Source organism: Aliivibrio sifiae, assembly GCF_002954715.1.
Lineage (GTDB): Bacteria > Pseudomonadota > Gammaproteobacteria > Enterobacterales > Vibrionaceae > Aliivibrio > Aliivibrio sifiae.
In genome coordinates this window covers 153,683-168,883 of the sequence record NZ_MSCP01000002.1, presented here as the reverse complement: position 1 = coordinate 168,883, position 15,201 = coordinate 153,683, and the positions used below count along the sequence as shown (strand labels likewise).

At 38.7% G+C, this 15,201-nt stretch carries 11 protein-coding genes; 8 read left to right on the top strand and 3 right to left on the bottom strand.

The window, feature by feature from the left end:
- Window positions 1-16 precede the first annotated feature (16 nt).
- Window positions 17-1,018, bottom strand: coding sequence for an esterase/lipase family protein (locus BTO23_RS12100; RefSeq protein WP_105063640.1), 1,002 nt, complete (start codon window positions 1,016-1,018; stop codon window positions 17-19).
- Window positions 1,019-1,307: 289 nt separating this feature from the next.
- Here BTO23_RS12100 and ggt point away from each other — a divergent pair, with 289 nt between their 5' ends.
- Window positions 1,308-3,062 (top strand): gamma-glutamyltransferase, encoded by a 1,755-nt coding sequence (gene ggt, locus BTO23_RS12095; RefSeq protein ID WP_105063639.1) that lies wholly within the window; start codon window positions 1,308-1,310, stop codon window positions 3,060-3,062.
- 69 nt (window positions 3,063-3,131) lie between these two features.
- Here the strand turns inward: ggt and BTO23_RS12090 are convergent, their stop codons facing one another.
- Both BTO23_RS12090 and BTO23_RS12085 read right to left on the bottom strand, forming a co-directional pair.
- Entirely contained in the window at window positions 3,132-4,616 is a 1,485-nt protein-coding gene (locus tag BTO23_RS12090) for a DUF1254 domain-containing protein (protein ID WP_105063638.1), read from the bottom strand.
- Between the two features lie 15 nt (window positions 4,617-4,631).
- A complete protein-coding gene (locus tag BTO23_RS12085) occupies window positions 4,632-5,936 on the bottom strand; it encodes a DUF1254 domain-containing protein (RefSeq protein WP_105063637.1) in 1,305 nt (434 codons plus the stop codon).
- A 139-nt stretch (window positions 5,937-6,075) separates the two neighbouring features.
- On the opposite strand from BTO23_RS12085, the gene BTO23_RS12080 reads away from it, so the two are divergent.
- From BTO23_RS12080 to BTO23_RS12050, 7 genes are all read left to right on the top strand, one after another.
- Window positions 6,076-6,990, top strand: a complete 915-nt coding sequence (locus BTO23_RS12080) for a LysR family transcriptional regulator (RefSeq protein ID WP_105063636.1) — start codon at window positions 6,076-6,078, stop codon at window positions 6,988-6,990.
- Window positions 6,991-7,406: 416 nt separating this feature from the next.
- On the top strand, window positions 7,407-7,934 hold the full coding sequence (locus BTO23_RS12075) for a pilus assembly FimT family protein (protein WP_105063635.1): 528 nt from the start codon (window positions 7,407-7,409) through the stop codon (window positions 7,932-7,934).
- A complete protein-coding gene (locus tag BTO23_RS12070) occupies window positions 7,924-8,487 on the top strand; it encodes a hypothetical protein (RefSeq protein WP_061003402.1) in 564 nt (187 codons plus the stop codon). Before BTO23_RS12075 ends, BTO23_RS12070 begins: the two co-directional genes overlap by 11 nt.
- Complete coding sequence (locus BTO23_RS12065; protein ID WP_060991978.1) at window positions 8,487-9,284, top strand: PulJ/GspJ family protein; 798 nt, start codon at window positions 8,487-8,489, stop codon at window positions 9,282-9,284. The genes BTO23_RS12070 and BTO23_RS12065 overlap by 1 nt, the downstream gene beginning before the upstream one ends.
- Window positions 9,256-9,687: a hypothetical protein gene (locus BTO23_RS12060; RefSeq protein WP_060991977.1), complete on the top strand. Its 432-nt coding sequence runs from the start codon at window positions 9,256-9,258 to the stop codon at window positions 9,685-9,687. Before BTO23_RS12065 ends, BTO23_RS12060 begins: the two co-directional genes overlap by 29 nt.
- Window positions 9,677-14,092 carry a DUF6701 domain-containing protein gene (locus BTO23_RS12055; protein ID WP_105063634.1) on the top strand — a complete coding sequence of 1,472 codons (4,416 nt, stop codon included), beginning with the start codon at window positions 9,677-9,679 and terminating at the stop codon, window positions 14,090-14,092. The genes BTO23_RS12060 and BTO23_RS12055 overlap by 11 nt, the downstream gene beginning before the upstream one ends.
- Before the next feature lie 60 nt (window positions 14,093-14,152).
- Complete coding sequence (locus BTO23_RS12050; RefSeq protein WP_060991975.1) at window positions 14,153-15,073, top strand: M14 family metallopeptidase; 921 nt, start codon at window positions 14,153-14,155, stop codon at window positions 15,071-15,073.
- Window positions 15,074-15,201: the final 128 nt, after the last annotated feature.

Genomic DNA, 15,201 nt, shown 5'->3' with positions numbered 1-15,201 from the left:
ATTTATGCCACCCTATTTATTTCAATATAGACTGATTAAAACTTTCTTCTTGAAAATAAAGCTGTTCAACTAAACGGGCTTGCTCTACTTGGTCAATTTTTCCATTATCAATCAGCAATTTTTGATCTTTTAAAATATCAATTAAATCCGTCGGAACAGAATCTCCACTACCAACAATTTCAACATGACCTGCTTGCACCGTTATTGGATTCGCATTAACAATATCATCCACTTCTTGATTCGACTGTTCATTAACGCTAAAAACGTAATCATCTTCGACGCATATTCCCTCATCATTCGTTCTTCGACACGTATTACGCTCATCCGTTTTTATCACTAAATGCTGAGAAACAGAAGAAAGAAGATCACCCGGTTGTTCAATAAAATCTGCGTTTGGTGGGATCTGTTGATACTTTTCTCCCGTCACTGCATAACAGATCAAATCAACAATCCCCAAAGACAAAATCCGTAGAGAAGTCATGCCACAATGTGACGATATTTCAATGCCATTAAATGGGGAAGATACAGTGGTAAGTTGCAGTTGTTTTGTGGCGACTTTTTTCTCATCTTCTCTATCAACCGTAAGTGCTCTACGAGCTACCAATCCACCTTGGCTATGGCCAATAATATGCAGAGGTTGTTCAGGGTTTTCATCTGATAATTGATTTAAAGCAGAAACAAGCTCCCCAGAGGTTTCTTCTAAACTTTTTCTGTCATCATATTCAAAACAGATAGCTTGTTGATCATATAAACCATAAACATCCGCTAAGGTTTTAAATTGACCTGCAGAAGCGAAGCAGCCATGAACAATAACCGTTAATGGCTCATCTGGGTTTAAGTGAATACTGTCATCATTGGCATTATTACAGTGTTTTAAACCTTCAATATGTAAGGTTTGCTTTGTTAACATGCTTGGTTCTTCAATCCTATCAATATCACTGACAGAATTTGACGAACAGCCGGTAAGGCTGAAAAGTACTCCAACACTGGCACATCGCAAAAAATCCATTTGATTCATTAAGTTCATCCATAAGCACAATATCAAACAATAATAGGGTATTTTTCATTCAATTATCACCCTTAATATGAGGAACAAAGAGCGATATGCTTGATTGATGTGATGTCTATCGGAGTTGCGTCTTCAACTGGTAAGATTGCTACGACAAATTCGTTTAAAATGTGAACACCTACCAAGAACACTTATAACTTATTCGACGTCATTTATTTTCTCTGCCACTCTTTTTCTGGCTTCATTTTACATCTCTGCACTTTTACCAATACCTTACCAATACAATTAAGGAATTCCTATGCGATGGAAAGCATCAACTCTTGCGTTACTGGTTTCAACCTCTCTTATGGTCCCAACCTTATTTGCAGCTCAAACGACCGATAATGTCGCCCCTGAAGCCGCAACGGGCTTAACCAAGCAGAACCTCGTTGAAGGAAAAGAGTGGATGATCGCCTCTGCAAACCCTTATGCCAGTGAAGCGGGGGCTAAGATGCTACGTAAAGGTGGTAATGCGATTGATGCCATGGTTGCAACGCAATTGGTTCTTGGGCTAGTAGAGCCGCAATCATCAGGTATTGGGGGCGGTGCATTTCTTGTATATTGGGATGGAAAACAGCAAGAACTCACAACCTTTGATGGGCGAGAGACAGCACCATTAGAAGTGACGCCTCAATTATTTCAAGATGACAAAGGCCAACCTCTTAAGTTTTATGATGCCGTAGTCGGGGGGCGATCTGTTGGTACTCCTGGCACAATAAAATTGATGTGGGATACTCATCAAAAACTAGGTAAACTGGATTGGAAAGCCTTGTTTGAACCAGCTATTGAGCTTGCAACTAATGGATTCACCGTAAGTCCTCGTTTAGCAAAATTGGTTGATAATGACCAAGAGTTTCTACAACGCTCTCCTGCCGCTAAAACCTACTTCTTTAATCAAGACGGTTCTCCAATTAAGGCAGGACAACAACTTAAAAATCCTGATTATGCCAAAACATTACAAGTAATTTCAGAGCAAGGCGCAAAGGCTTTTTATCAAGGCAAAATTGCACAAGATATTGTTAACACTGTAAGAAATGAGACCTCAAACCCTGGGGTACTTAATCTAATCGATTTTACTGCTTATCAAGTAAAAGAGCGTGAACCGGTTTGTGCTCCTTATCGCCAATACTCTATTTGTGGGATGGGGCCGCCAAGTTCAGGGGCATTGACGCTTGGACAAATAATGGGAGTATTAAGCCATTATCCAATTTCTAGCATGGGTAAAGACAATGTGCAAAGTTGGAGGTTATTAGGGGATGCTTCTCGCCTAGCTTTTGCTGATCGCGGTAAATACATGGCCGACAGTGACTATGTGCCAATGCCAACTCAAGGCTTATTAGATAGCAATTATTTAGAAAAACGCGCTGAATTACTCAAAGGGAAAGAGGCATTAACGAAAACCTCTGCGGGATCACCTCCGTGGTCTCATGCCAAGAATTACGCATTAGATGAAGCGATTGAGTTACCTTCAACCAGTCATTTATCCATTGTCGATAGAGACCGTAATGTGGTTTCAATTACCACCACAATAGAAAATGGATTTGGCTCTCGTTTAATGGTCGGTGGGTTCTTATTAAATAATGAATTAACCGATTTCTCTTTCCGCAGCCAAGTTGATGGCGTACCTATTGCCAACCGCATTGAACCGGGGAAACGTCCACGTTCATCTATGGCACCCACCATTGTCATGGAAAACAACAAACCGTACATGGCGATTGGTTCTCCGGGAGGCAGTCAAATCATTGGTTATGTGGCTAAGACTCTAGTTGCTCATCTTGATTGGGGCTTAAACCTACAACAAGCCATCGATTTACCTAATATGAATAATCGATTTGGGGCATTTGAAATAGAAAAAGACACCACCGCTGAAGTATGGGTTCCTAAGTTAGAAAAGCTTGGATTTACCATCCAAGTTAAGGAGCTAAACTCAGGGGTTCAAGCGATTAAACTGCAAGGGAATTCTCTTGTGGGTGCTGCTGATCCTCGCCGTGAGGGTAAAGTGATAGCTCAATAATACTTCTACAGACCAATAAAAAATCCCCACTCATATTTGAGTGGGGATTATCAAATTTAAAAATTATAGTTATTTTACTTTAACAACAGCAGGTGGTTGCCAAGCACCACTTAACATTGTGTCTTTTGGACCATAAGCACGAATTGTCATCGCTATATCATCTTTTGGTGCAGGTAACCAATTACCTACCTTATCTTCAGTCGGCTTTTTATTTTGAATATATATAGTTAATGAACCATCTTTATTGTATTTCATCTCTTTATTCTTAGTGCCAATTGAGTAACGTTTAATATCATTTGATACAAAGAAATGATTAGCGTTATACATAGTTAAAGACCAAAAGCCTTTCACAGGAGGAAGCTCTCCCTTTTTAAAAGTTAACGTATAATTGTTATTTCCATTTATACGAGCTCCACTACCATCCTTATACTGGTAAAGGTAACTGGTTTCTGTAACATCATTAGTAAAAATGTTTGATTTAGCTACTGCTAATCGTGTTAAATAATCAGTACCAAATCGCCCATTATCCTGCGGACGGGTCCAGTAATTATTAATCTCTTTACCTACATTCTCTAAACGGAATAACGGATCTACCATGTCCGTTTCTGCTTTGTTAGCAACATCGTTCAAAATGTCTTGTAACTCTTGATTACCTTTGGCTTGTACTAATAACTCTTGAAATTGCGCGTACATCGCTTCCTCACCAGAAAGAGGTGGGACTTCTTCTAACACTCTGCCAAGTTGTTCTGCACTAAAGAACGTATTTGGATTAACCCATTTTTTCTCAGACTTAGTCTGTTTTTCTTCAGGAATATCTGGCAATGTTTTCCAGTCTGTAATTTTCATGGTTCCTGTAAATTCAGACAACGGGTAAGTAGCTAGTTGATTCACTAAAGGTTGAATTGCTTTTCGATCTTCTGCTGTATCATTCATAAAGACACGTGGAATAACGACGGCAAGATCTGTTGATGAACGGAATACTTGATTAATACCTTTAGGTATCTCACCATCCCATTCAGGCGACACAATCATATAAAACCCCGGTTTAGAACCATAAATACTACTTAACTGCGCAAAACTATCCGTTCTTTGATCTTCAGCCATTACAGTCCAAAAGCGTTCACCAAAATCAGGAACCTGTATTACAACGGGCTCTTTATCCAGAGATAGCATACCAAGCCCATATACAACATCTTGATTAGGGTGAGCAATGTCTCGCATATTGGGTGAAATATAATCAGACAACATAGTTAAATAATTAATAGGAGCGGCAGGCATTGCACCACCTAAATACCCTTGATATGGCACTAACTTAAAGGCTTCACGACGGTTATGCATATTGACCATCGGCCAACCCCAAGCATATGCATAATTTGCAACGGCTCTTGCATAACCTTCTGTCATAATTGAACCTGTAGGCCCTTTTGCTCCTTGTTCATAAGATAATGATGGAGGTAAGATATCATCTTGATTATTTTCAGCAGCATTCGTACTTTGGCAACCACTCATCAACAAAGCAAATGGTAATAATAAGCAAATTCTATTTAATTTCATGATTCTATTCCTATATTATTTTGAAATCGTCGCTTCAGGCATTTGATAATCCCCTTTTTGTACCGATTCACTCGCACCATATAGGCGCATAACTAAATAGAAATTTTTTTCAGGGATCGGAAGATAATTCGATTTATTTTTGTTTGCCTTCTCATCTGCACTTAACGTGATAGTGTAGTATCCATCTTTGTCAGCGGTTAACGTTCGATCTCCTCGGCTATGTCTGTTTAAATCATTTTTTGCCATTAAACGATTATCAGCACCATAAACAGTCACTGACCAAAACTCACTCACATCAGGGGCTTTAAAGCGCATGGTGTAACTGTGTTTTGCGCCATTTAACTTATTGCCTTGAGGATCTTTTTCTAATTTACGATAAGCAGCTTCTTCTGGTGGTAAGCCCCACTGACCAACATAAGTTCCAACAGAGAAAATACCACGTTTAGAATCACCCAAACTTTTGCGCGTACCTAAAATTAAACGAGCATCTGTTACTTTATTTGATAATTCCGCGATACGTTTCAAACCTTGCTCTTTACCAATAGTTTGCATTTTAAGTTGTTCATTATTGAACTCATATTTACAAGCTTCTAAGCCGACTGATTTGTATTGTTGTAACCACTGTTTATCTGCCTGAGCTAAATTTCCTTCACACAGTACAAAGTTTGTTGTTTCTAACCATGTAGATGTCGCTGGATCTGGATAATGGCGAACCAATGGTTTTGGTCCATTCTTACCAAGGTATTCAGATAATGTTCGAATGTTCCATTGGTCCATATACGACTGAGCAATTTTAGTATCTTCTGGACCATTTGCCATGATTCTCCCCATCAGCTTCACAAAATTTGAGTCCACTCTAACCACTTCATCAACAGAAGCTGGTACTTCACCTTTCCATGTCGGTGAAGCATACATAAACTGTCCACCTTCTTTACCGCGAGTACGAGAACCAAACATACTGTCTGTATAATGACCCATGTCCATAGTATGAAGGATCCAATACCTGTCATCGTTCATATTCGGTACACTAACAATAATCGGTTCTTGCGCTACATCTAACCAACCCATTAAATGTAATGTGTCATTGTTAATGGTTGGATGCGCTGTATAAGTATCATCCGCCAAATTGCGAATATTTTGAAAACGATTTAATGGATAATCAGACTTTACCGCTGTTTCATAAAAAAACTGGTACGCTTCATCCATTGAATAAGCATAAAGATATGCATCTTCTGCAAGTTTCTCTGGGATCTGCGCAAATGCTGCATTTGTACTACCAACAACTAAACAAGCAGCACCGATCATATGTTTTAATTTCATTCTATTACTCCAACGTGTTCGCAACTAAGTCGTTACACTATAAAAACTCTAACCACAAAAAACGAATAGCAAGTTTTGATACGGATTATATCTAATTTGATATAGTGCCTTAAACCTAAAATCAGTATGGATATGTTAAATGAAGAATTTTGATTTAAATTTATTGCGAATTTTAACCATCTTATTAGAGACTCGCAGTACTACAATTACCGCAGAAAGATTACATACAAGCCAATCAGCCATTAGCCGTTCACTTCGTAAACTGCGTGATTTATTTCAAGATGATTTATTAATTAGAAAGAGTGGACGCTTTGAATTAACCATTAAAGCAGAAGCATTAGCGCAAGCGCTTCCTGCCATTTTTAATGATATTGATGAACTGATGTGGAATGCCGAACCTTTTGAACCGCTAGCAGCATCAAGTAATGTCATTATTGCAATGAATTCTTCAATAGCTCAATGGTTTGCGCCTATTTTAATTCAACATATATCACACATTGCTCCAAACCTATCTTTAACCATTGTTGATTGGACTGAATCATCTCCTGATGATATCGCCGCAGGAAACGTGCAATACGGTATTAATTACTTCCCTATGGAATTACCGAAACATTTAATACAGAAAAAAGGAGGCATCGATTCTTTTGTATTAGTATGTAGAAAAGAACATGAACATGTTGGTAAGGTCATGAGTGCAATAGACTTCCAACATTACCCAATTGCCATTCACGTTATACAAGATTGGAATGATAAAAAAGACCACCTTTCTCGTATATTAACACCAATGGATATCATGCCGTCCATTAAACTGCGTAGCTCACATTTAAATATTATTTTACAGGCAATTGAGCAATCAGACATGCTCTTACCTTGCTCTAAGCACTTAGCACAAAGCCTTGAAGAACGTTTTAGTTATATTGAATTTGATAATAAATTAGACACACCACAGGGTAATTTTGGGTTTGTATATGCAGTAAAATGGCGTAATGACCCTCTATTAAAATGGTTGAACACCTCAATTTCCACACTAGTAAATACTCAACTCAATCAGTAAAACGTTTTACAAAATACACGCCGTTTGTACCGCTCTAATAAGACATGTAGAGCGTACAAACTTCATCGCCACGATCACAACTCTTTATTTAATTAAACTTACCTCAACGACAAGATTCCGAGAAAAATAATTCTTTTTAAAGTCAATCAAAGCCAAATAAAACAAACAAAACCGAGATCTTATACAGATTATAAAAAATACTTATTGACTGTTAACAAAAAGTGAGCAATAAAGCATTATCGGAAATTATTTGAAGCAACTCGCAAATAAACACTGTGAATATGAAAATGCTTCACATTGGATATACATAAAAATAGGAAAGTACTCACTAAATTTATGCTTATTTTACTTCTCTTAAAAACTTTTATCCGTAGACTGTCAAACTTTCATACGGTTAATGTTTTGTAACGAAAAAAATGCCTCGTAATCATATACATGGATTCACCTTAATTGAGCTTATTGCGGTCATCGTTTTAATCTCAATCGTATCTCTCAGTGCTAATAGCTATTTCTCCGGAATTAGTAGCGTATCGACGCAAACATTAAAAACAGAATTACTGCATTCACTACGCTTAACACAAATCCGAGCTATGAATAGAAACGGTTTTTGTAATCGCTGGTTAATTAACGAACATAGAGCACAGCAAATCGACCTAGATAAAAAACCAGATAATTGCTCAACTGCATTCCCTAATACACAAAAAAGTGATGAATATCTTGAAAATCAAGATGTCACTTACGTTGCTTCGCTAGCAAAATATAATGCTATTTTTGCATTAAAGGTTGATTCAAATTTAATCACGCCAACTACACCTTATGCATTAGATTTCGATTCAATAGGAAGAGTTAAACAATGCTCAAATACGCGCTGTGAAATAATTATTTATGGTATATCAACACAAAAAATATGTATTGAGACGGAAGGCTATATCCATGCATGCTAATCAACAAACAGGCTTTAGTTTAATCTCTATTGTGCTTTCAATTATTCTGATTAGTTTTGCATTGATGACATTAACTGTATTGCTATTTCCACGCGCTCAAGACAGCGCTCAACTTATTCATTCAACTAAAGCGGCAGAGTTAGGCGCTGCGGTAATGGATGAAATCATCGGACGCAAATACGATGAGAACAGCGGCCCAAATGGCGGAGTACCTGAATGTAATAGTCTATTAGGTAAAACCTGCACAGTTCCCGCTCAGCTAGGTCCTGATCCTGCCGAGATTATCAATGGTATTCCCGATCGCACCTTATTTAACGATGTCGATGATTTTAATGGATTATCAGGCAGCGTTAGAAATGTATTAGGCGATGATTTAGCTCAAATCTACCCGAATTTTTCTATTTCTATTCGTGTTTTCTATGATGCTAATATCAATAGAAAACTGGATGGCGTTCCTGATGTTATTTCAGGTAACAGCAAGCGTATTGTTGTTGATGTGACGGATCCAAGTGGGCAACATTATGTGTTCTCTGTTATTAGAGGCAATTTTTAATGCGCTTATCTAATCGTGGATTCACTCTAATTGAGATGACGATTTCAATTGTATTACTTGCCGTCATTGGCCTTTCTCTTGGTGCCATAATCCAACACAGTATGACAATGTATGCTGATACTACTGACAGAGAAGAACTTATCCTCCAAGGTCGCTTTGTCACAGAGCGCATGCATAAGGAGATCCGCGACGCAGTTCCAAATAGCCTTCAGGTTAACTCTACAGAAACCTGCATTGAGTGGTTACCTATAGTCAATACTGCTGTTTATGAAAGTCTACCAATAACGCCAATGAGTTCAACTTCTGTTCGGGTTTTACCAGAAAGAGCCATCAAACTTGGTGACAGACTGGTTGTCATGCCAACCTCTGCAGCAAATTTATTATCTGCACTTCCTACAAATGGTACTGGACGAATGGCTCAAGTTAAACAAGATGTGGACTTTACCGCTGGTGAGAATGCAACAATGGTCAATGTTCCCTTAACTCAAACAACGAGTTTTGAGGTCAACTCACCAGCCCATCGTTTATATATGTATCGAACGCCACTTGCTTACTGTTTAGAAGGGTCTCAACTATTTAGATATTCAGATTATCCATTATCGCGTAGCGAATTATCCCCTACTGGGTTATCTAGCGGAAAACGTCAATTGATGTCAGACAATATCAAAACTGCCTCATTCCAAATAGAGCATCCTTCTTTAGTTCGTAATGGTTTAATTAAGTTGCAATTTATTTTTAGCGATAATAACGAAGAGGTGAGATTAGATCATGATGTTCTTATCTTCAACACGCCCTAGTCGCTCACAAGGCTCAGCCCTAATTCTTACTGTATTTATTCTTGTTGTTGTGGCTTTTATTGCTCTAATGATGATGAAAAACCAGCAAAAAGTGAACTCTCATACAGTCACTGCCGTTATGGGTACTCGCACTAATATGGCTGCCCAATCGGGCGTACAACTTGATATTAGTGCTTTTTATATGTCAGGTGAAGGCAGCTGCTTCGTTCCAAAAGACACCGCAGTTACCTATACCTTTGAAGGCGATGGCTTGTCTCAGTGCAGCGCAAGTGTGACCTGCTCAAATAATGGCAAGTTAGATTCTGGGATAGTCGTCCACCAGTTGGTCAGTACAGCTCAATGTAAATTTGGTTCCACCACCTTACAACGTATTATTGAAGTAGGTATTCGCGATGCAAGCTAATTTGTCTTCTAAAATCGGATTTTTATCGTTTTTCCTTGGTATATGTTTTTTTTCTTTAAATGCACACGCTTTTCAAAATATCGATCGTGACACTTACTTTCCTGGTATTGCTCAAGGGCACGGAAGTTATTATGGAAATTGCCAGTACGCTCAATTAGAACTCAATAATTCAGCTAAAATTAATGAGACTCAAGGTGCGGCGTTAAATTATTGCTCCAGTAATAAAGGAGCAGGATTACCAAGTGACAGTTGCGATAATGGCCATGGTGGTTATCAATCATGTGAAATCACAGGTTATAACACTCCCTCTTTAGCGTTAGGTTATTTCCAAACCCAAAGCTCCTCTAAATACAGAGAGTGTCATTCAGGTTCAAAGGAATTTACTAATCGAAAATATAATCAGGTTGAACTCCGTAATTCATGTCGCGCTAGCTTTAAAAACTCAAGCGGCACAACTTACCTCAATAGTTTAGCTCTTGAAGACGACGCAACCCTCACCTTATCATCTGGTGATTATTGGATCGTTCAAATATCAACCAGTGACGATGCGCATATTAAGATTTCCGGAGACGTACGTTTATTTGTTTATTATGATTTTCTTTTGAATAACGACACTAAAATCACACTTGAACAAGGTGCGTCGCTGACCGTTGTTGGATTTAATGATGTACAGCTAAACAATGACTCCTCTTTAGAAGGTGATGTGTATGCAAATGGCCTTCTTTCATTAAATAATGATAGCTATATCAATGGACGAGTCTCAAGTAAAAAACTATTTATGGAAGGCGATAGCCGTATCAATGATGAAGTTACTCCCCCTGAACCGACAGCTTTCCCAGTATTATCACTTCGCCTAGATGAAGACAGTTGGAATGGTTCATATGGAGAAGTGCTTGATAGCTCAGGAAATGGCTTTAACGGCACAACTAAAAATTCACCTCAACCAAGAAAAGACAACCCAGCTCTACCTATTGATATCAATAAAATGGGCACCTGTGGTTACGGCAACTTTAACCACGCTCAGGCACAATATATTGAAGTGCCTCATAACAGTAAATTATCGAACGAAGACGAGATTACAGTGAGTGCATGGGTAAATCCTCGCTCTTATCCACATAATGGTAGGCTCTATACTATAGTTTCTAAAAATGGTAACTATGAATTTCATTTAAATTCTCGTGGTCAAATCAATTGGTATTGGGAACTAAAAAACACCAATTACCCAATGAACCTGACTACTTCCCAAAGCATTCCTGAAAATCGCTGGTCTCATATTGCGATTCGCTATAACGCACATAATAGAAATAAAGCATCCATTTTTATTAATGGACAAGAAGTAAAATCGATTGTTGAAGACGTGCAACCATTACGACACCTAAAAGAAAATACTCAACCGGTACAAGTAGCTAATGACTATGATTTGTCTCGTACCTTTGATGGTCTAATCGATGAAGTGAATATTTTTGACCAAGCATTAAGTAATGCACAAATTCATAAATTGTATGAATTTCGTCACCCATGCCCAGATAATATCTTACCGACCTGTTACGAAGATAACTTCAACAATGGAAATCTCGACAGTAATTGGGTAACGAGTGCGAGTAGTGGTAACTTTATCCCTAGAATTATTAATGGTCGCTTACAATTAACACAGGCGCAAAGGGCGCAATCTACCGCATCATCTTATCAATACCTTTACCCTGCTCTTGGTAACAAGATTGAAGTTGAATTTGATTATATGGCGTATGGCGGTAATGGTGCTGATGGCCTTGCTATTGTATTTTCTGATGCAAATATAACCCCTCAAGCCGGCGCTTTTGGTGGGCCTTTAGGTTATGGATTCAAAAAAAACTATGAGGCAGTAAAGCCCGGTTTTACTGGTGGTTGGCTTGGTATTGGTCTTGATGAATATGGTAACTACTCTAAAGAAGGCGGCTCAGTAAACCGTAATTCAAATTCAACTGATCAATCTGTTGTATTAAGAGGTTCGGGGCAAAGTTTCGCTGGTTATAATTATATTAGTGGTAATAAAGTAACCCCTGACATTGATAATAATAACGGCAATAGCAAAACACATCGCTACCGTATTACTATCGATTCAAGAAACAGGAATACTGCAAATGTCACAGTTGAACGCAGTGTCCAATGGAAAGGGGATAGCCCTCGTTTTGGCACAATTATCGGCCCTATCAACGTGCTTGCTCCTCAATACAATCAAGCAGCGGTTCCTGAAAATTTCATCATGTCGCTAACCGGCTCGACAGGGCAACTGTATAACACTCATGAAATCGACAACTTCAAAGTGTGTGCTTTGTACTCAAAGCCGATTGGAGAACAAATAGATCACTTTGAATTTGATCATTCAGGAGAAGGATCTACTTGTGATGTCTCTGATGTGACTTTACGAGCTTGTGCTGATGAATCTTGCTCGACTTTATTTACTGATGATGTTGATGTTACTTTAAATACCTCAAATCTAGGCAGTGATGGTTACTGGTTAAATGGCAATCATATTACCATGCGTAACGGCGTTGCTAATTTATCTATCGGAAAACCGACTCAAGGTAATGTAACCTTGGGCGTTGTGAGTTCTGAACCATCAACCAAACCATTTAGTGATACCTTGTGTAGTATTAATGGTCAGTCATTAAGTAAGAATAATTGTTCTTTAACGTTCAAACCTGAAGGGTTAACTCTTATTGTTCCAGATAAGCTAGCAAATAAACCTGTGTATGCGACGATTAAAGGATGTGGTAACACTTTTACTGGCACCAAACAAATTCAGTTATGGTCTGATTATATAAACCCAAACACTGCGAATATTATTGGCTCGCCAACCGTCTCTATTGTTGAAAATAATGCATGGAAAACAGTAGGAAATACCGAATCGTCAGCAACGTCCGTTTCTTTAAATTTTGTAAATAACGAAGCGAAACTCCCTCTAAATTACTCTGATGCAGGTCAATTACAATTAAATGTAAAACACACTCTACCTCAGCAACAAATCATTAGAGGCAGTGATACTTTTGTAAGCTTCCCTCTTGGATTGAGTGCATTTGTGGCTGACAGTAATAATTCAACGGCGAATAGTCGCTGCCCTTCAGAAGATCCAACTTGCACCATATTCGCTCATGCAGGAGAAGAATTTAATTTATATGTAAAAGCGCACGCATGGGTAAGCGATAGTGATATCTATATTGCAAACAACCCAACAACGCCTAACTATGCACAAAACATGCTGTTACTTGATCACCAATTGATCGCACCTATTGCGTCATCAGGTGGTAATGCTGGTAATTTATTAGTCAATGAATACAACCACATCGCATCACAAGATGGTACTTATCGCATTACACAAAGCATCAGTGAAGTCGGCGTTTTTGATATATCAATAACACCGCCAGATAATTATCTTGGCAGTACCGCTTATCAAATTCAATCAGCATCAACAGGCAGTGTTGGCCGTTTTACGCCTGCTTATTTTGCAATGTCAGCTGAACAACCAAGCATTACCGATGCCTGTGGCTCTTATACTTACATGGGGCAAACCTTTGAATTTGATGATCTTCCCACGCTTGAAATAACACCGCTTTCTCAAACTGGTGGACAGCTTCAAAATTACAACATTGGTGATTGGTGGCTATACCGCAATGGATGGGATTTTAGAACGTACGCCGCAGCGCCTTCTGGAATTGAAGTTATCGATACGGACAGTCTATCTATTCTTAACCGCCGTAGTGGATTTGCTAAACCGGGCAATGTAGTGAAACTAACGAACAAAAATCAAGTTCAACTGCAAGATGCCGAATTACGCTATAAGAAACCTTTTGCTCCTCATGCGCCAACTAATGATGCCATTACACTAACCTTAACGGCTGATGATTTAAAAGATGCTGATGGCATTTGTTATAAAGTAAACTCATCAGGCACGTGTCTTAACTATCATTTCCCTGCCACATCGACGCATCGCCAAGAATGGGGACGTATTACTATGGCTGATTCTTATGGTTCTGAACTTTCATCTTTAGAATCAAAAATAACAACAGAATCATACATTGCAGGACGTTTTGAAAAGAATAGCGACAATTGCACGGCTCTAAAACCGAATTACTTCACCTTTGATGTAGGAAATGATCCTGCTGCATTACCAGTAGGAAAAGGAACAACATCAGCAAGTTTGACTGACACTAGCGTTAATAATGGCTTAACAAGTATGACGTTTAGTGCGCCAGGTAATGGTAACCAAGGGAAAGTAATCCCAACTCTTTCTTTGCTTGAATTACCTTGGCTACAACAAGATGCAGACAGAAATGACTCATTTGAAGATTCCATTCAAGCCATTATTCATTTCGGAATTTATAGAGGCAGCGATCGTATTATATGGAGCCGTGAGCAACTGAATTAGTGTTATTATGTCTCAGTTTGCTCTACGGCATCAAAGCCACATAAGAATAAAGGAAATTCCATGAAAAACGATTACATCTATCCAATTGGTACTCCGGGTCAAGCTTGGAACGAAAAAGAAAAAGCAGCATGGCTTGTTACTATGACAGTCAAACGTTCTTATCAGGAAGAAGTAGTAACCAAAATTAATGCGCTTTCTGATCGTTTCGATGTATCTCAATATGGTGCATTATCGTACGACAAAGCACGCTTTCCACTGTTATGCATAAAAACTCGCCAATGGGATAATGCGAAACCGACACTTCTAATCAGTGGTGGTGTTCACGGCTATGAAACATCAGGTGTTCATGGTGCCTTACAATTTGTAGACACTAAAGCAGAACATTACAGTCAATGGTTCAATATTGTCGTTGCACCTTGTGTTAGCCCTTGGGGCTACGAGGTCATTAATCGTTGGAATCCTACAGCAACCGATCCTAACCGTTCATTCTACGCTGACACACCAGCAGAAGAGTCTGCTGGTTTAATGGCATTAGTCGCTTCATTAGAAACGCCTGTATTTGCTCATATCGATTTACATGAAACGACCGACAGTGATGAAACAGAGTTTCGCCCTGCATTAGCCGCGCGTGATGGATTAGAGTACATCGAAGGTTATATTCCTGATGGTTTCTATACTGTAGGGGATACAGATAAGCCTGCGCCTGAATTTCAAAAAGCAATCATCGATTCAGTTCGCACTGTAACGCACATTGCACCACCTGATGAGAACAACCAAATCATTGGTTCAGATGTCGAACAAGAAGGTGTAATAAACTACCCAACAAAGAAATTGGGATTATGTGCAGGATTAACCGATGCGGATTTTGTTTCGACAACAGAAGTTTATCCTGACAGTGATAAAGTGACAGATAAAGAGTGTAATGATGCTCAAGTTGCTGCAATTATTGGCGCATTAGAGTACCTACTAGCTCAACGTTAACGATTACGTTCTCGTATTTAGAAAATAGATGAACTCACTCAAGAAATCCAAATTTTGAATGATTCATCTATTTCCCATTTAACTATTGATTACTTACTCATCAATAGGAACATAATGTAAACATTTAT

Coding starts and splice junctions, on each gene's coding strand:
- BTO23_RS12085 (WP_105063637.1), bottom strand. CDS start 5,936: ATGAAATTAAAACATATGATCGGTGCTGCTTGTTTAGTTGTTGGTAGT.
- ggt (WP_105063639.1), top strand. CDS start 1,308: ATGCGATGGAAAGCATCAACTCTTGCGTTACTGGTTTCAACCTCTCTT.
- BTO23_RS12050 (WP_060991975.1), top strand. CDS start 14,153: ATGAAAAACGATTACATCTATCCAATTGGTACTCCGGGTCAAGCTTGG.
- BTO23_RS12100 (WP_105063640.1), bottom strand. CDS start 1,018: ATGAATCAAATGGATTTTTTGCGATGTGCCAGTGTTGGAGTACTTTTC.
- BTO23_RS12070 (WP_061003402.1), top strand. CDS start 7,924: ATGCATGCTAATCAACAAACAGGCTTTAGTTTAATCTCTATTGTGCTT.
- BTO23_RS12090 (WP_105063638.1), bottom strand. CDS start 4,616: ATGAAATTAAATAGAATTTGCTTATTATTACCATTTGCTTTGTTGATG.
- BTO23_RS12065 (WP_060991978.1), top strand. CDS start 8,487: ATGCGCTTATCTAATCGTGGATTCACTCTAATTGAGATGACGATTTCA.
- BTO23_RS12060 (WP_060991977.1), top strand. CDS start 9,256: ATGATGTTCTTATCTTCAACACGCCCTAGTCGCTCACAAGGCTCAGCC.
- BTO23_RS12075 (WP_105063635.1), top strand. CDS start 7,407: ATGCCTCGTAATCATATACATGGATTCACCTTAATTGAGCTTATTGCG.
- BTO23_RS12080 (WP_105063636.1), top strand. CDS start 6,076: ATGAAGAATTTTGATTTAAATTTATTGCGAATTTTAACCATCTTATTA.
- BTO23_RS12055 (WP_105063634.1), top strand. CDS start 9,677: ATGCAAGCTAATTTGTCTTCTAAAATCGGATTTTTATCGTTTTTCCTT.